Here is a 17,504-nt window from a genome sequence, read left to right on the forward strand (position 1 = left end):
AGGAGCAGGCCCGGTCGGCCGGCCCGTGGCCCGGCCGAGGCCACCGCGCGAGCGGCCCGGCGTGTGGTCGTCCGGCTCGGGCGCCACGCCGTTGGCGGACGACGGGGCCGGACCGGGAGCCCCCTTCTTGCGGGCCCCGGCCGCATGCTGGTGGGCTCGGCAGACGATGGCTTGGCTGGTGGCGGCGGTAGGCGACCTGCTGTCTGCCAAGGCCCCGCTCCCTTGAATACCGGCAACAAGCCCCTTCCCCAACACGCTCTAGGACCGGCGGCGTGCGAAGAGGATCGCGCCGGAGGCGCTCTTGTCGAGGTCGAGCGCCATGTGCGCCTCGACGGTGAATCCGGCCGCGCGCAGCCGGTCAGCGACCCGGTCGGGCCGGCGGCGGTGGACGTGGACGTGCATCGGATGGCCGCCGTAGCCCCGCGCCTTCAGCGTCGACTCGTCGCCGGTGCGGAAGCCGAGGAGCAGGGGTCCGCCGGGGCGCAGGACGCGCCGGAAGTGGTCGAAGACCGTGGGGACGGCCTCGTCGGGAACATGGATCAGCGACCAGAAGGCGAGCAGGCCGGCGAGTGAGGCGTCGGCGAGGTCGAGGTCCGTCATCGAGCCCACCTCAAACCGCAGTCCGGGGTGGTCGCGGCGGGCCACGTCGACCATCGCGGGGGAAAGGTCGATGCCGAAGGCGTCGACACCCAGCGCGCGCAGATGCGCGGTGACATGCCCCGGTCCGCAGCCCACGTCCGCCACCGGCCCACCGCCGGCAGCATTCACCAGGTCGGCGAAGAGCGCCAGCGACGCGCGCAGGTACGGCGCCCCGGCCAGAGCCTCGCGTACGAAGTCGGCGTAGCTCCCGGCGACCGTGTCGTAGGAGGTTCGAGTGTCTGCCAGCCAGTGGTCCGCGCTCATGCCCGGTCACGGTAGCCGGGACGCGGCAACCGGTTGCCGCTGGGTCCGGCTCCGGCCGGGCCGGTCACTTCTCCCGGTGCTGGCTGCGGATCCTGGCGGCGACATCGTTCTGTTCGGTCTCCCACCACGGCCGTACCCGCTCGGCCGACGGCGCCTCGGGGACGGGGGCGGAGGTGGCCGCGGGTACGACGGCAGGGGTGAGTTCCGCGTCCAGGCGGCGGTCCAGCGCGGCGTTCTGGACCCGCTCCGCACGCGCCCACTGGTACAGCAGGGCCAGCAGGAAGGGCAGCGCGACCAGCTCGGCGATGCTGAGCATCGCGCCGCCGCCGAGCTGCTGGTCGTGCCGGACGTCCGGGGACCAGGCCGGCGCGTGGTGCAGGTACCAGGCGCCCGCGATCAGGGTGCCGTGGGTCATCACGACCACGCCGGGGACCGCGTCGACGATGCCGTCCAGGAAGACCAGTCCCGCCCGTACCGGGTGGGTGCACCAGCTGGGCAGTGCCTCCTCGTGGGTCAGCACCGGTACGACGAACAGGGAGCCGGCCACGAGCAGGTGCAGATACATCAGCTCGTGCAGCCAGCCCACGCGCAGTGCGGTGGCGAAGTACGGCGTGAAGTAGACCGTCAGCTCCGTGGCCAGCACCAGGGCGGTGCTGACCAGGGGGAAGGTCAGTACGCGTACCAGGCGGCCGGACATCACCCGGCGCACCCGCCCGCCGGCGCTCTCCGGCAGGGCCAGGACGGCCAGCCGGAGCGGGTCGCCGAGGGCGAGGCCCAGCGGGGCGACCAGGTCCAGGAGGATGTTCTGCACGGCGGCCGGCCAGAACAGCACATGGTCGTAGACGGCCAGCGCGGACATCGTGGCCACCACCAGCGCGCCCAGGCCGAGCAGCACGAAGGCGGCGACGCGGCCCGGCGGCCAGGACTCGCCCCGCCGGCGCAGCCGCGCGACGCCCCGGCCGTAGAGCGCGCCCAGGGCGATGACCAGCAGCAGCGCGGGGATGTCGAGCTGCCAGGTGGACAGCAGACGTCCTGTGGTCAGCTCGGGCAGCTCGCCGGCCGACAGGGCGGTCAGCGCGTGGCCATCCATGCGGATCGTCCTCCTTTGGTTCGGTATGGCGGGCTCGGCGCGGAAGAGTCCGGCTCGGGTCCACCACGGGACGGTAGTCCCCGGCGGGCCGGGACCTGGCATCGGGGTGCCGCGCGCCGGGGTGAAGGGCGGGGATCAGGCAAGACCGAACCAGCCCAGGACCGTCTGCACGAGGAGGATCGTCGACATGGCCGCGACACCGACGACCACAGCGGTGGCGGCGATGCGGTAGCGCGGGCCGTTGGCCGCCGGGCCGAGGACGGAGCGGCGGTTGGTCAGGACCAGGAGGTAGACCAGGACGACGGGGCTGATCAGGCCCTGGAGGACCTGGGTGCCGATCAGCAGCTGGATGACGTCGACCGGGGTCATGGCCACCGTGGCACCCAGCACGATCTGGGCGGTGAACAGGCCGAGGAAGAGCGGGGCGTCGCGGAAGCTGCGGGAGACGGAGCGCTCCACGCCGGCGGCTTCTCCTATGGCATAGCTGGCCGAGAGCGGGACGACGGCGCCGGCCAGGGCGGAGGCGCCGAGCAGGCCGAGCGCGAACAGGAGCTCCGCGCCCTGGCCCGCGACCGGTTTGAGGGCCTCGGCGGCCTGGGCTGCGGAGTCCAGCGGGCCGGTGCCGCCGATGGCGGAGGCCGTGGCGATGATGATCGTCAGGCTGATGAGACAGGCGAAGACGGCGCCCAGGATGGCGTCGGCGCGGATCAGCGGGTAGTCGGCGGGCTTGGCGCCCCGGTCCACGACGCCCGCGGCGGCGTAGAACTGCATGTACGGGCTGACGGTCGTGCCGATCAGGGCGACCGCGAGCAGGATGAAGTCCTTGTTCGCCTCGACGTGCGGGATGACCAGGTTGTGGCCGACCGCGCCCCAGTGGGGGTGGCCGAGGATCATCGCGAGCGGGTACGCGAAGAAGGCCAGCGACATGATGAGGAAGATGCGTTCGGCCCAGTGGTAGGAGCCGAACAGCACCAGCGCCCACAGCAGGACCGCCGCCGGCGGGATGACCGCCCACTTCGGCACGCCGAGGAGCTCGAACGCGGCGCCGATGCCGGCGAACTCGGACACGACCAGGCCGGTGTTGGCGAGCAGCAGGCAGGACACGGCGAGCGCGGTCAGGCGCAGGCTGAACTGTTCGCGGATCAGGGCTCCCAGGCCCTTGCCCGTGTGGGCGCCGAGGCGTACGGCCATCTCCTGCACCATCACCAGGGCGATGGTGACGAGCACCATGAAGAAGAGGGTGCCGTAGGTGTACTGGGAGCCGGCCGAGGCGTAGGTGGCGATGCCGGCCGCGTCGTTGCCGGCGTTCGCGGCGACCAGTCCGGGTCCGGCGACGGCTGCGATCATGGTGAGGCGCCGCCAGCCGGTCCGGCGCGCGGGGGCCTGCGGTGCCGCGGTGGCGGTGTCGAGGTCGCGGGTCACTGGAGGAACCTCCGGAAGTGCAGCCGGCCGCGTTCGGGCAGCAGGGCGTCGAGCAGATCGTCGGCCAGGATCCGGCCGAGCGGGCGGTCGCTGTCGTCGACCACCAGGAGTGAGGAGGCACGGGCCGCGACGAGCTGGTCGGCTGCCTCGGCCAGGGAGGTGTCGGCGTGCACGGTGTCCGGCGGGCCGAACTGGACCCGCCAGGCGACCAGGTCGGCGATCGGGGTGGTGTCCTCGGCCACCGCCAGGTCGAACAGGGGGATGTCGGACAGCAGCCGGTCCGTGCCGTCCACGACGGCGACCGCGTCGATCTCGGTGCGGTGTTCGGCCTGTTCGGCCAGCCGGCCGCGCACCTCGGCGACGGACTCGTCCTGCCGGGCGGTGATCAGCAGCGTGGTCATGGCACCGCCCGCCGTGCCCTCCCGGTGGGTCAGCAGCCGGCGCAGTTCGGCCGCCTCGTCCTTCGGCATCCGGGTCAGCAGGGCTTCGCGCTCCTCGCGGGTGAGGTCGCGCAGGGCGTCGGTGGCCTCGTCGGGCTCCATCTCGTCGACCAGGCGGGCCGCGTGCTCCGGCTGGGCCTCGCGCAGCAGGTTCTGCAGCTCGGCCGGTTCCATCTCCTCCAGCGCGTCGGCGGCCCGCTCCGGCTCCAGCCAGCCCAGCAGCTGCTGGCGTTCGGCGCGGCCGAGGTCTTCGAGGATGTCGGCGAGGTCGGCCGGGCGCAGCCGGTGCAGCGCCGCCCGGGAGGCGCGCAGCCGCACCTCGGGCGGGCCCTCGGTGGCCTGCTCGGCGAAGGGCGCGACGGACTGCCAGTCCAGCACCCGCTCCGGCGTGGGGCGGGCCTGCCAGCGGCGCGGGCCGAGCCGGCGCAGCAGGGTGGGCAGCGAGACGTCCACCCCGACCAGGACGATCTGGTCCACCAGGGGTGCCAGATACAGGTCGGCGGCCCGGGTGACCTGTACGCCGTCGACGTCGACCAGCTGGTGGTCGAGGACGTCCTTGGCCAGCAGCACCTCGCCGGGCCGGCGCACGAAGTCCCGCAGGTCGACGCGGGCGGTGCGCAGCCGTACGTGTCCGGCGTGCACCTTGCCGACGGCGTCGGCCGGCACGAAGGTGTGGCGTCGGCCGATGCGCAGGATGAGCCCGGTGACCGGAGGGTAGGAGTCGGTGCCGTAGAGCCGGGCGACGACGTCGACGACGCGGCCCACCTCGTCGCCCGACTGGTTGGTGACCGGACCGCCGATCAGCCCGGCGAGGGAGACCAGCGAGGTGCGGACCGCCTTGGACGCGGTGGCACGGCGCTCCAGACTGACACGGCGGTCTCGCAGACGGGCCGAAGTGGACATGAGCAGAGTGTGGGCAGCCAAAGTGAACACCCCCTTGCCCCGGCGTGACGGGGCTACGGGCGGCCCACGGCAGCGCACGTCCTCCCCCGGACCGCGCGCCGGGCGCGCCGGGCGCACGACAGCACACCGGCCGACCTGGGCCGGTGTGCCGGTGGCCGGTCGGGGGTCAGGGAAGAAGAGGCTGCTCCGGGCCGCGGAAGAATGGCGCGGACAACACGATGAGGGGCCGACTATGGCCCGGACTACTGTCCATGTCGCCTCCTCCCGGTCGCGGCCGCGTCACCCCTCGGGACGGGGGGACCAGCCTTGAAACCATACCGCCCGCCGCAACCCGCCTTCCGCACCCATGACCCGTCCTTGACCTGCGCGCTACGCAACGGAGACCGTTTCTTCAGTACACGTCCCGCACATAGCGCTTGTCGGCGGCGAGCTGCTTGACGTAGACCGCGGCCTCCGTCTCGTCCAGGCCACCGTGCACGACGGCGATCTCCCGCAGGGCCTGGTCGACGTCCTTGGCCATGCGGGAGGCGTCGCCGCAGACGTAGAAGTGGGCGCCGTCCTGGAGCCAGGACCACAGCAGCGGGCCGTGTTCGCGCATACGGTCCTGGACGTAGACCTTGGCACGCTGGTCACGGGAGAAGGCGGTGTCCAGGCGGCTGAGCGTGCCGTCGGCGAGGAACGCGGTGAGCTCCTCCTCGTAGTAGAAGTCCGTCGCCCGGTGCTGTTCGCCGAAGAAGAGCCAGTTCGGCGCGCGGTGGCCGCGGGCCCGGCGTTCCTCCAGGAAGCCGATGAAGGGGGCGACGCCGGTGCCGGGGCCCACCATCACCGCGGGGGTGGCGGGGGCGGCGGGCGGCCGGAAGTGCGGCGCCCGCTGGACGCGGACCGGCACCGGGGTGCCGGGCTCGGCGTCGGCGAGGAAGGGGGAGCACACGCCCTGGCGGGGGCGGCCGCCCAGGTTCTCGTAGCGGACGACGGAGACGGTCAGTGAGACCAGATGCGGGTCGGTCAGGGGACTGGACGATATGGAGTACATCCGGGGTTGCAGCCGCCCCAGCACGTCCGCCCATTCCTGCGCCCCGGCCCGGACGCCGAACTCTCCGACCACGTCGACGGCCTGCCGTCCCCAGGACCACTGCGCCAGCTCGCCCTTGTTGTCCGGCCGGAGCAGCTTGCGCAGCTCGCGCGGGTCGCGGGTGCGGTCGGCGGCGAAGCGCAGCAGGTCGGGAGTGACCCGGGTGATGTCCAGGTGCCGGAGCAGGGCTTCGCCGAACGGCACCTCTCCGACGGTCTTGAGGGTGACGGCCGTGTCCGCGTCGAGACCGGTGACGGCCAGCCATTCGGTCACCAGCTCCGGCCAGTTGACGGGGTGTACGGACAGGGCGTCCCCGGCCTCGTAGACCAGCGGGGCCTCGCTGTCGCGGGTGTCGAAGGTGAAGCGCCGGACCTCCTTGCCCGCGCCGGGCAGGCTGAGCAGGCGGTTGCCGGTGAGGTGGGCGATGACGGGCGCGGGACGGCTCGGCCGCGGGGCCGCCGGGAGGGTGAGGGGGGCCGGCTGTTCGGAGGTCTGCAGCGCGGAGCGCACCTGGTCGAGCCAGGCTCCGGCCGCGCTCTCGTAGTCCGGTTCGCAGTCGGTGCGCGGGGCCAGGGGTGTCGCGTCCAGTTCCGCCATGCGCCGGTCCAGGCGGCGGCCGTGGCCGCAGAAGTCGTCGTAGGAGGAGTCGCCGAAGGCCAGGACGGCGTACCGCCTGCCGTTCAGGCGCGGGGCGTCGGGCGCGGCGAGGGCGTCCCAGAAGCCGGCGCCGTTGTCGGGGGCGTCGCCGTCGCCGAAGGTGCTCGTGATCAGCAGCAGGTCGGCGTCGGACGGCAGCGCGGCGGGGTCCGCCTCGGCCATGGGCAGGAGGGAGGCGGCGTGGCCGTCGGCGGTGAGCCGCTCCACCGCGGCGAACGCGAACTCCTCGGCGTTCCCGGTCTGCGAGGCCCAGAGGATCACGACCTGGCGGCGGGGACCGGCCGCGGCCGGGGTGGACGGCTGCGCAGAGTCGCCGGTCCCGTGTGCGGGCGCCGGCTCGGACCTGGAGTACATCCCGGCGAGTACGCCGTTGACCCACAGGGCGTGCTCCGGGCTGAACGGGGCGTTCTCCGGCAGGACCGGTACGCCCGCCGAGCCGAACGGGATACCGGCCAGGAAGCCGGTGAGATAGCGGCGTTCGTGGTCGGCCAGGACCGGTGGCGGTGCGGCTTCCAGCCCGAACGGGGTGGGGACGGACGCCGTCGGCAGGGCGGCGGACGCCTCAGGCGGCGCGACGGCAGCCGGAGCGGCCCCGGCGGGCCCCGGGGTCATGGCCTCGGGGGCCGCCGGCACCGGAGTCTGCACGGTCACCGGGGTGGCCACCTTGGTCAGCGACACCGCGCACACCTTGAACTCGGGCTGGAACGACAGCGGGTCGACGGCGTCGCTGGTCACGGCGTTGACGCTGAGGTACTCGCCGAACAGGTCGTTCCAGTGGAACGGCGCGAAACAGCAGCCCGGCCGCACCCGGTCGGTGACGACCGCGGGAAGCACCGCCCGCCCGCGCCGCGAGGCGACCTCCACGGAATCGCCCTCGGCCAGGTCCAGTCGGGCCGCGTCCTCGGGATGCACCTCCACGAAGGGCCCGGGGTTCAGCTTGTTCAGCTTGGCCACCTTGGCCGTCTTGGTGAGCGTGTGCCACTGGTGCTGGAGCCGGCCGGTGTTGAGCACGAACGGGTAGTCGTCGTCGGGCATCTCCGCCGCGGGTATGTGCGGGCGGGCGTAGAAGACCGCACGGCCGCTCGCGGTCGGGAAGGTCGGTGCCCCGGCTGTTGAGTCCTCTCCGACATACCGGATCGGATTGCGGTCGGGACCGTCGGCGCTCGCCGCCGGCCACTGCACGGGCGTGGTGCGCAGCCGCTCGTAGCTCACCCCGCGCAGGTCCCAGCCGGTCACCGGGTTCCAGGCGCGCTTGATCTCCTCGAAGACCTCCTCGGCGCTGTCGTACGCGAAGCCCTCCTCGTAGCCCATCTCCCGGGCCACGGCGGCGATGATCCGCCAGTCCGCGGTCGCCTCGCCGGGCGGGTCGGCGGCGGGCCGGGCGAGGGTGAGGTTGCGCTCGCTGTTGATCAGGACGCCCTCGGCCTCGGTCCACAGCGCGCCGGGCAGGACGACGTCGGCGTAGGCGTTGGTCTCGGTCTCGGCGAACACGTCCTGGGTGACGACGAGTTCGGCGGCCTCCAGGCCCTCGATGACCGTCTTGCGGTTGGCGACGGAGGCGACCGGGTTGGTGCAGATGATCCAGCACGCCTTGATGTCCCCGTCGGCCATCTTCTGGAACATCTCGACCGTGCCCTTGCCGACCCCGTCGGCCCGCAGGGTGCCGGGCTCCAGCTCCCACAGCTCCTCGACGAAGGCCCGGTCGGCGTCGGCGAGCACGGACCGCTGGCCGGGCAGTCCCGGCCCCATGTAGCCCATCTCCCGGCCGCCCATGGCGTTGGGCTGGCCGGTCAGCGAGAAGGGGCCGGAGCCCGGCCGGCAGATCGCGCCGGTGGCGAGGTGCAGATTGACCAGGGCGTTGGTGTTCCAGGTGCCGTGCGTGGACTGGTTCAGGCCCATCGTCCAGCAGCTCGTCCACTCCCCGGCCTCGCCGATCAGCCGGGCGGCCTCCCGTATGTGCTCCTCCGGTATGCCGGTGATCTCGGCGACGGTGGCGGGCGGGTAGTCGGCGAGGAAGCCGGGCATCGCCTCCCAGCCCTCGGTGTGCGCGGCGATGAAGTCGGGATCGGTGTGCCCCTCCGCGTGCAGCAGATGCAGCAGCCCGTTGAGCAGCGCGAGGTCCGTGCCGGGCTCGATCTGCAGGAACAGGTCGGCCTTGGCGGCCGTGGCGGTGCGCCGCGGGTCCACGACGATCAGCTTGGCGCCCGCCGACTTCACCCGCTCCATCATCCGCAGGAAGAGGATGGGATGGCAGTCGGCCATGTTGGAGCCGATGACGAGGAAGACGTCGGCCTTGTCGAGGTCCTGGTACGACCCGGGCGGCCCGTCCGCGCCCAGGGACAGCTTGTAGCCGGTTCCCGCGCTGGCCATGCACAGCCGGGAGTTGGACTCGATCTGGTTGGTGCGGATGAAGCCCTTGGCCAGCTTGTTCGCCAGGTACTGCGCCTCCAGGCTCATCTGTCCGGAGACGTAGAGGGCGACCGCGTCGGGGCCGTGCTCGTCGATGATCGCGCGCAGCCGGCGAGCCGTCTCGGCGACGGCGTCCGCCAGCGGCACGGGCCGCGGTTCCTCGCCGCGCTCGGGCCGGACGAGGGCGCTGGTCAGCCGGCCCGGGGCGGCGAGCATGTCCGCGGTGGTCGCGCCCTTGGTGCACAGCCGGCCGAAGTTCGCCGGGTGCTCCTTGTCCCCGCTCGCCTTCAGGACCGTACGGCGCCCGTCCGGCCCCATGCCGACGTCGAGGACCAGGCCGCAGCCCACCCCGCAGTACGAGCAGACCGTCCGCACCTTCGTCGTGCCCTCGCTCAGCGAGCCCGGCGCGGCCACGGGCGCCTCCTTGTCCACTGCTCGACCTGATCTCACCCTTCGTGACGGTACGAACCCCTCATTACGCCGGTGTCTCCACGCCTGATCATCAGGGGTTACGCCCGCCGCACAGGGGCCGGGAGGCGCGTGTGAGCCCGGGTCGTGGATCGCTCGCGGACCGGGTCCCTCACTCCTCCCCGCTTGCTGGGGCGCAGGCCACTGTGCTAGGAGCCGCTGGAGCCGTGGCGGAGGAAGGCTCTCACTTCCCGTACCGGCGCTCCCGGGCACCGTAGCTGCGCAGGGCGCGGAGGAAGTCGACCTCGCGGAAGGCGGGCCAGTAGGCCTCGCAGAAGTAGAGCTCGGCGTAGGCACTCTGCCACAGCAGGAAGTTGGACAGCCGCTGTTCTCCGCTGGTGCGGATCACCAGGTCGGGGTCCGGCCGGCCCGCCGTGTACAGGTGCCGGGCGATGTCGTCCACTGTCAGGCTCGCCGCCAGGTCGGCCGGCGACTGCCCCGCTTCGGCACATTCGAGCAGGAGCTCCCGCATGGCGTCGATGACCTCCTGCCGGCCGCCGTAGCCGATGGCGAGGGTGACATGTGCTCCGGTGGTACAGCCCCGGGTCGCCTCCTCGGCGTGCTTCAGGGCGTGGGCGGTGGTGTCGGGGAGGCCGTCGACGGTTCCGGCGATGTGCACCTGCCAGCGGGCTGCCGGCTGCGCGAGCTTGGTGGTCACGACCCGTTCGATCAGCTCCATGAGGAAGGCGACCTCGCCGTCGTCGCGGCGGGCCAGGTTCTCGGTGGAGCAGACGAACACCGTGACGTGCCGGATGCCCAGCGTCTCGCACCAGGAGAGCACGTCGTCCACGCGGTCGGCGCCGAACTTGTGGCCGAGGCTGGGATTCGTCATGCCCATCTGGCGGGCCCAGCGGCGATTGCCGTCCATGATCAGCCCCACGTGCTCGGGCAGCGGCCCGCCCTTGACCTGGCGGCGCAGGCGGTGGGTGTAAAGGGCGTACAGCGGTCCGGTGAGCGGCACGGTTCGGTCCTTTCGTCGGCGAAGCAGCGACCTGTCCAAGGTGACAGCTCCGCCGAGGAGGGCGTGGGCGAAGCCGAGGGCCGCCGGCCTGGATACTACATGTCGAGTACTACACACCGCGTACTATTAGGCGTGTCATAGCCGCGCGAGCCGCCATCCGAAGAGACAGCCCCGGTCGGCGAAGGCGCCGTCCGGGGCTGGTGTAAGGAGGATGTGGCCGTCGAGCGTGACCGGGGTCAGCTGCGGTGGCCGCGGGCGTGGCCGTCTTGCCGGACGGCGCTGCGACCGTGAATTGCGGGTTTTCCTGTTCCGTCGGGCCCACACGCCGTGTCACCTTCCACGCGCCCACCGAAAGTGAGCAACGCGTGTGGGCCGATCAGAGCAGTCCGCCGGGCGTCAGCGCGCGGGAAGGGTCCGGGTGTGTTCGATGCGTACGGCGTCCAGGCTCCGCGGGTCGAGGCCCAGCAGCCGCAGGATCGTCGGGGCGATCTGGGTGGTGCGCACCGGGCTGTCGACGCGCACGCCGTGCGGGGCGGCGGCGCCGGAGACGACGAGCGGGACGTCGAGGTCGTCGGCGTGGGCGCCGCCGTGCTCGGCGATCTTGCCCTTGCCGCCGGTGTAGACGACGCCGTACTGGGTGACGCCGACGAGGTCGGGCACCCGGTCGTCACCCGGGCGGGCGTGGAAGTAGCGGGCGGCGGCCGTCCCCGCGTACAGCTTCTGCAGACCGCTCGCGGTGAACGGCCGGGCCTTGCCGTCGATGCCGTTGCCCGTGCCGGACCGGGCGAGCAGGTAGGCCTTGGCGAAGTCGGCGGCGGCCTGGGACCGGTCGGTGAGCCAGATCAGCATGGCGTCGTCGTCCACCGCGTGGGCGACCAGGTCTCCGGCTCCCGGGTGGGCGGCCTTCCAGGCGGCGTTGAGACCGTCGAGCAGCGGCCCGTCGTCGATGCGGTTCAGCGCCGTGGGGTCGGTGGGCGACTGACCGTGCTTGGCGGACAGGATCACCGTGGTGCTGTCGGCGAGGTGCCGCGCGCGCAGTTCGGTGAGGAGGGCGCCGACCTGCTGGTCCACGAAGTCGAGGTTCTTCGCCAGCAGCGGACCGGGCACGCCCTTGGCCTGGTAGCCACCGGTCAGACCGTCGGAGGCGGGAAGCTTCTGGGCGGTCGAGACGGACTGGAAGTTCATGCCGAAGACGGCCGGGGTGCCGACCTTGTGGGTGCGGCTGTGGTCGTAGCCGTCGATCTCGTTGAGGACGGCGCGCACCTTGTAGCCGTCGTACTGCTCGGTCGCTGCGTTGTCCTTCGTCCAGTCCACGCCCGCCGCGTAGCCGATGGCCTTGCTGTTGATCTCGGGCGTGAACAGGTCCTGGATGCCCTTGCCGGACTGCCCGTTGAGGATGTCGTAGGCCGCGTGCTTGTCGGACCAGGCGGTGCGCAGGCCGGCCGTGCGGGCCACCTCGAAGACGGTGTTCACGCGCAAGTAGGAGTGCGGGTAGACCGGCCTGCACGTCTTCGGGTCGACCGGCAGCTTCGCCGGGTCGAGGAGGGTGGTGGGATTGCCGGTCATCTGCAGGATGCTGCCGGGCAGTCCGCTCAGGCCCTGGCCCGCGTCGAGGGAGTCCTGGTTCTTGTCGAGGTCCTCGGTGAGGTCGACCTCGGCGCCGGGCTTGACGCCGGCGCACTTGGTCGTGCCGGCCGGCAGGAGGCCCGAGCTGTAGGTGTCGTCGTAGTAGACGCCCGTGGTGCCCGGGTCGCCGCCCGTGAGCTGGCCGACCATGCCCGGGAAAGAGTCGGAGGGGTTGGTGGTTCTGGCGTGCGTGTACTCCACGCCGCCGCCGGCGAGTCGGGCGAGCGCCGAGTGCGGGTGGCGGGCGATGTACCAGGCGAGGTCGGACTGGTGCAGTCCGTCGACGGACAGCAGCAGGACATGCCGGGCGGCGCGCGGGTGGACAGGGGCGTGCGCCGAGGCGGGCGTGGCCGCCGCGGTGAGCGCGCCGACGGCGGCCAGCGCGGCGGCGGCCGCGACGGAGCGTACGGAGTGAACCGGGCGTCGGGACAAGGGTTCTCCTCGGACTGTACTGGGCGAGCGCACGCGAACCGTGCACCGACATCCGAGAGGAGGAACGTGTACGGAAGCAGGCCGGAACACGGCGTTCAGCCCAAGAAACCCATCGCCGCACGCAAAGGCACCCCCAAGCGCGGTCATCGACTCGTGCGCGCGGCGCTCACCGCGCTGTTGACGGTGCCGAAGTCCGCCGCGCCGGCCGTCGCGTCGTAGGTGCCCGCCTCCAGCAGCTCGGTGGCCGCGCGTTGGATGACAGCCGGATGCGGTCAACGGCCGGGATGCCGGCCGGATGCGGACATGATGCCGGGCACTGTGACCGTGACCGGATCGGAGCCGAGGGAGTGACTCACCTCGACGGGCACCGGGGCGGGAGCCGATCTCGTCGACCGCACCGTCACGGACGTTGCGTGTGCGGTTTCACCAGCCCGCTCTGATAGGCGATGACGACGAGTTGGGCGCGGTCGCGGGCGTCGAGTTTGGTCATGGCCCGTTGGATGTGGCTGCGTACGGTCAGGGGGCTCAGGAACAGTTGGTCGGCGATGTCGGCGTTGGACTTGCCGAGTGCGGCGAGTGCGGTGACTTCGCGTTCGCGGTCGGTCAGGGTTCTGACCGCGTCGGGGAGGGTGTGGAACTCGTCGGTGGCCGGGGCCGCCAGGAAACGGGTGATGAGGGCGCGGGTGGCCGTGGGCGAGAGGAGCGCGTCGCCGGCCGCGACGGTGCGGATGCCGGACAGGAGGTCGTCGGGGCTGACGCCCTTGCCGAGGAAACCGCCGGCGCCGGCCCGCAGGGCCCTGGCCACGTTCTCGTCGTTCTCGAAGGTCGTCAGGATCAGGATGTGTGTGCCCGTCAGTTCCGGATGGGAGCAGATAGCGGCGGTCGCGGTCACGCCGTCGACCCGGGGCATGCGGATGTCCATCAGGACGACATCGGGCCGGTGGCTGACCGCGAGGTCGATCGCCTCCTGTCCGTCGGCGGCCTCCGCGACCACCGTCAGGTCCGGGACCGAGTCGATGAGGATGCGGAAGGTCGCCCGGAGCAGGGCCTGGTCGTCGGCGAGCAGGACACGGATCGTCATGGGGCGGTGCTTTCGTCAAGGCTGTCGTCGTGAGGGTCGAGCGGGAGGGAGCAGGCGACCTCGAAGCCGCCGTGCGGGCGGTGGCCGGCCTGGAACGTGCCGCCCGCCGAGGTGGCGCGCTCGCGCATGCTGAGCAGGCCGAAGCCGCCGCCGGGACCGGCAGTGACGGCCGGGCGGCCGGGGGCGGTGTCGTTGGCGATGGTCAGGGTCAGGAAGCGGGAGGTGTAGCTGAGCCGTACCCGCGCGGCGCGGGTGGCGGCGTGCTTGGTGGCGTTGGTCAGCGCTTCCTGGATGATCCGGTAGGCGGTCAGGTCGAGCACGGGGGTGAGCCGGCGCGCCCGGCCCTCGACGGTGACGGTCACGTCCAGTCCGGCCGCCGCGCAGGCGTCGACGAGGTCGGGCAGGTGCCGTAGCCCCGGCGCGGGTGCCAGGTCGTCCGCGGGGTCGGTGTCCTGGCGCAGGAGTCCCACGGTGGCCTTGAGTTCGCGCAGGGCCGCCGCCGTGGTCTCGGGCAGTTTCGCGATGATCTCAAGGGCCTGGTCCGGGTGGGTGCGGGCGAGATGGGCCGCGGTCCCGGCCTGAGCGTCGGCGAGGGTCAGGTGATGGGCGACGACGTCGTGCAGTTCGCGGGCGATGCGCATGCGTTCCTGGATCACGCGATGGCGTGCCTCCTCCTCCCGCTGGCGGTCGGCATGCTCGGCGCGGGCCGCCGCGTACTCACGGCGCACCCGGATGTAGCTGCCGAGGGCCGCGCACAGCAGCACCCAGGCCACCGGGTTGACGACGGCGAGGATCAGGGAGTTGTGCAGGGTGGTGAGGAACACGCCGGTGACGACCATGCCGGCGGCGGCCGCCAGTGCGCTGTTCCAGGCGGTGCGCCGGGGTGTGCGCAGGTTGGTGACGTACTGCGCGACCAGCAGCGGGCCCATCAGGAGCAGGGTCATCAGGTAGCCGAGCGCACCCTCGGCCATGGTGCACAGCGTGGTCACCGCGAGGACGTGCAGGGGGTGGGTACGTCGCCGGTACAGCGCGGCGCAGGCCACGGCGGACAGGGCGATGCCGGGCCACGCGGCCGGCGGCTCGGGCATCACCGCACGAGTGAGGAAGACCCCGCCGACGGTGCCCGCGAACAGCAGGATCAGCCTGGCGGCCTCGACCGCTCTCGGACGGGCCGCCGCCCGCCGCTGCCAGCTTGTGTTCATCACGCTCCGAGAGAGGACCGAACGTAGACATACTCCCACCCGGCAGGCCACCACGACGCGGCCTGCCGGGCGGGCACCGGATGTGAGACCCAGGTGCGGGGCTCAGATCAGATGAGGGGCTCGGATGTGAGGCCCGAATACGGGTCCCAGGGGCGGGGCCCGGCCCGGGGCGGCGCCCGGGCGGAACCCAGGTGCGGGGCCCATTCAGGGGTGCGAGCCCGGCTGCGACGCCCGAGGACGGGACCCAGGTGCGGGACCCAGCCCAGGAGCTTGGCCCGGGAGCGGAACCCAGGTGCGGGGCCCCGACGCCGCGCCGGCGGATGCGGGGCCCGCACCTGGCCCCGGGCGCAAGGCCCGAGTGCGAGGCCCGGCCGTGAGACCCAGGCGTGAGACCCGGGCGTAAGACCCGGGCGTAAGGCCCGGTGATGGCGCCCGGTTGTGAGGCCCAGGTCAGGTGCGGGCCGGTTCCTGTGGTGCCGTTTCGGTGTCCGCGGGTTCGGTACCGTGGGCCGGCGACGTGGTGAGACCGGCGCCCTCGACGTCCACCCGGGGCAGCAGCCGGTCGAGCCGGCGCGGGAGCCACCACGCCTTGTCGCCGAGCAGCGCCAGTACGGCGGGCACAAGCGCCATGCGGACGACGAACGCGTCCAGCAGCACCGCGACGGCAAGACCGAAACCGATCGTCTTGATCATCGACTCGCCGGAGCCGATGAACGCCGAGAAGACCGCGATCATGATGACCGCCGCGGCGACGACCACCCGCGCACTGTGCCGGAAACCGGTCTCGACCGCCTGTGGGGCCCGGTCCCCGTGGACGTAGGCCTCCCGCATCCGGGCGACCAGGAACACCTCGTAGTCCATCGCCAGGCCGAAGACGATGCCTACCAGGAAGATCGGCATCAGGCTCATGATCGGACCGGTTTGCTCCACGCCGAGCAGCCCGGCGCCCCAGCCCCACTGGAAGACCGCCACGACCGCGCCGAGCGCGGCCAGCACCGACAGCAGGAAACCGAAGGCGGCCTTGACCGGCACGAGCACGGACCGGAACACCACCAGCAGCAGGACCAGTGCCAGGCCGACGATGACGGCCAGGTACGGCACGAGCGCGTCCTGCAGGGCCTGGGCGATGTCGATGTTCATCGCCGTCGTGCCGGTGACCTCGAAGGTCGCCCCCGTCCGCTGTTCCACCCCGGGGCGCTCGGCACGGATGGTCTTGACGAGGCTCTTGGTGTCCTCGGTGTTCGGGCCGGTGGCGGGCACGGCCGAGACGAGTGCGGTGTCGCCGGCCCGGTCGAACCGCGCGGGAGAGACGGAGACGACACCGTGCGTCGCACGGACCTCCTGGGTGATCTCGGTGACGGCGGCCTTGGGGTCGGCCGCGCCCTTGGCGTCGACCACGATCGTCAGCGGCCCGTTGAAGCCCGCCCCGAAACCGTGCGCGAGGGCGTCGTAGGCGCGGCGCTCCGTCGTGGAGACGGGCTTGGACTCGTCACCCGGCATGCCCATCTGCAGGTGCGTGGCGGGCAGCGCCAGGGCGCCCAGTCCCGCGACGCATGCGAGCAGCACGGCCACCGGGCGGCGCAGTACGAAGCGCGCCCACCGGGCACCGGCGTTGTCCACCGTGCGGGCCACGCGACCGCGCTTGCGTGCGGCCCGGGAGAGTACGGCGTTCGGCCACATGCCGAGCAGGGCGGGGACGAGAGTGAGGGCGACCAGGACGGCGACGGTCACGGCACCCGCGGCGCACAGCCCCATCTTGGTGAGCATCGGTACGTCGACCACGGCCAGCCCGGCCAGCGCGATGATCACGGTGAGGCCGGCGAAGACCACGGCGGAGCCGGCCGTGCCGACGGCGAGCCCGGCCGCCTCGCGCGGAGCGTGGCCGGCGGCCCGTTCCTCGCGGTAGCGGGAGACGACGAAGAGGGCGTAGTCGATGCCGACCGCGAGACCGACCATCGTGGCGAGGGTCCCCGAGGTCAGCGACAGGCCGAGGGCGCTGCCGAGGGCCAGGATGGCGGCCATGCTGACCCCGACGCCGACGACGGCGGTCAGGAGCGGGAGGCCGGCGGCCGCGAGGGAGCCGAAGGTGATCAGCAGGACGACCGCGGCGAGGACGATGCCGATGGTCTCGGAGGAACCGCCCGCCGAGGGCTGCGAGGCGAGTGCGCTGCCTCCGGTCTCGACCGTGAGGCCGGAGTCGCGGGCCTGGTCGATGGCCTGCTGCAGGGCGGCCTTGTCGTCCTTGGTGAGGTCGTCGGCCTTCACCTTGAAGTTCACGGTGGCGTAGGCGGTGGAGCCGTCCTTGCTCACCGCGTGCGCGGTGAACGGGTTCACGGCGCCGGCGACCTTGGGCTCGCCGGCGGCCTCCGCGACCAGTGTGTCGATGGCGGTGCGGTGCCCGGACGCGGTCACCTTCTCCCCGTGGGGTGCGACGAACACGATTCGCGCGGTGGCGCCGTCGGCGTCCGAGCCCGGGAAGCGCTGTCCGATCAGGTCGAAGGCCTTCTGTGCCTCGATGCCGGGCATGAAGGAGGTGCCGGCGTCGGAGGAGGCCGGAGCCTTTGCGGCGCCGAATCCGACTGCGCCGAGGATCAGGGCCCACAGCAACGTCACGAGCCAGCGCCGCCGGAAGGCGGTACGGCCCCATCGATAGAGCAGGGTAGCCACGGGAAACGGATCTCCAGGTCTGGGGTCGGGGACCTGACCAGCCTGGCCGGAACGGGGGTGCCGGGGCGTCGTGCCGGTGCTGGCAATACCGCCTGGTGGCAGCGCACGAGCCGACGCGCTCAGCTCAGCCTCAAGGAGGAGCACCCTCTACTGCGCGGGGATGACGTCACC

At 72.4% G+C, this 17,504-nt stretch carries 10 protein-coding genes; all 10 read right to left on the reverse strand.

What is annotated here, in order from left to right; translation table 11 throughout:
• Window positions 1–258 precede the first annotated feature (258 nt).
• The 10 genes from LE548_RS29930 to LE548_RS29975 all read right to left on the reverse strand — a co-directional run bounded on the left by LE548_RS29930 (window position 259) and on the right by LE548_RS29975 (window position 17,333).
• Window positions 259–903 (reverse strand): class I SAM-dependent methyltransferase, encoded by a 645-nt coding sequence (locus LE548_RS29930; RefSeq protein ID WP_225100080.1) that lies wholly within the window; start codon window positions 901–903, stop codon window positions 259–261.
• Window positions 904–967: 64 nt separating this feature from the next.
• Complete coding sequence (locus LE548_RS29935; RefSeq protein ID WP_225100081.1) at window positions 968–1,993, reverse strand: cytochrome c oxidase assembly protein; 1,026 nt, start codon at window positions 1,991–1,993, stop codon at window positions 968–970.
• A 135-nt stretch (window positions 1,994–2,128) separates the two neighbouring features.
• Window positions 2,129–3,415, reverse strand: a complete 1,287-nt coding sequence (locus tag LE548_RS29940; RefSeq protein WP_225100082.1) for an NRAMP family divalent metal transporter — start codon at window positions 3,413–3,415, stop codon at window positions 2,129–2,131.
• A complete protein-coding gene (locus LE548_RS29945) occupies window positions 3,412–4,758 on the reverse strand; it encodes a magnesium transporter MgtE N-terminal domain-containing protein (RefSeq protein WP_225100083.1) in 1,347 nt (448 codons plus the stop codon). Before LE548_RS29945 ends, LE548_RS29940 begins: the two co-directional genes overlap by 4 nt.
• A 391-nt stretch (window positions 4,759–5,149) precedes the next feature.
• On the reverse strand, window positions 5,150–9,310 hold the full coding sequence (locus LE548_RS29950) for a bifunctional nitrate reductase/sulfite reductase flavoprotein subunit alpha (RefSeq protein ID WP_225100084.1): 4,161 nt from the start codon (window positions 9,308–9,310) through the stop codon (window positions 5,150–5,152).
• Between the two features lie 238 nt (window positions 9,311–9,548).
• Window positions 9,549–10,325 carry a polyprenyl diphosphate synthase gene (gene uppS, locus LE548_RS29955; RefSeq protein ID WP_225100085.1) on the reverse strand — a complete coding sequence of 259 codons (777 nt, stop codon included), beginning with the start codon at window positions 10,323–10,325 and terminating at the stop codon, window positions 9,549–9,551.
• 396 nt (window positions 10,326–10,721) lie between these two features.
• The gene (locus LE548_RS29960) at window positions 10,722–12,383 is read right to left on the reverse strand and encodes an alkaline phosphatase family protein (RefSeq protein WP_225100086.1); all 1,662 of its coding nucleotides are present in this window, start codon (window positions 12,381–12,383) and stop codon (window positions 10,722–10,724) included.
• A gap of 400 nt (window positions 12,384–12,783) precedes the next feature.
• Window positions 12,784–13,464, reverse strand: a complete 681-nt coding sequence (locus tag LE548_RS29965) for a response regulator transcription factor (RefSeq protein WP_225100087.1) — start codon at window positions 13,462–13,464, stop codon at window positions 12,784–12,786.
• Window positions 13,461–14,666, reverse strand: coding sequence for a sensor histidine kinase (locus tag LE548_RS29970; RefSeq protein WP_225100088.1), 1,206 nt, complete (start codon window positions 14,664–14,666; stop codon window positions 13,461–13,463). Before LE548_RS29970 ends, LE548_RS29965 begins: the two co-directional genes overlap by 4 nt.
• A gap of 450 nt (window positions 14,667–15,116) precedes the next feature.
• On the reverse strand, window positions 15,117–17,333 hold the full coding sequence (locus LE548_RS29975; RefSeq protein ID WP_225100089.1) for an efflux RND transporter permease subunit: 2,217 nt from the start codon (window positions 17,331–17,333) through the stop codon (window positions 15,117–15,119).
• Between the last annotated feature and the right edge of the window lie 171 nt (window positions 17,334–17,504).

The organism is Streptomyces sp. CoH27 (genome assembly GCF_020181035.1).
GTDB lineage: Bacteria > Actinomycetota > Actinomycetes > Streptomycetales > Streptomycetaceae > Streptomyces > Streptomyces camelliae.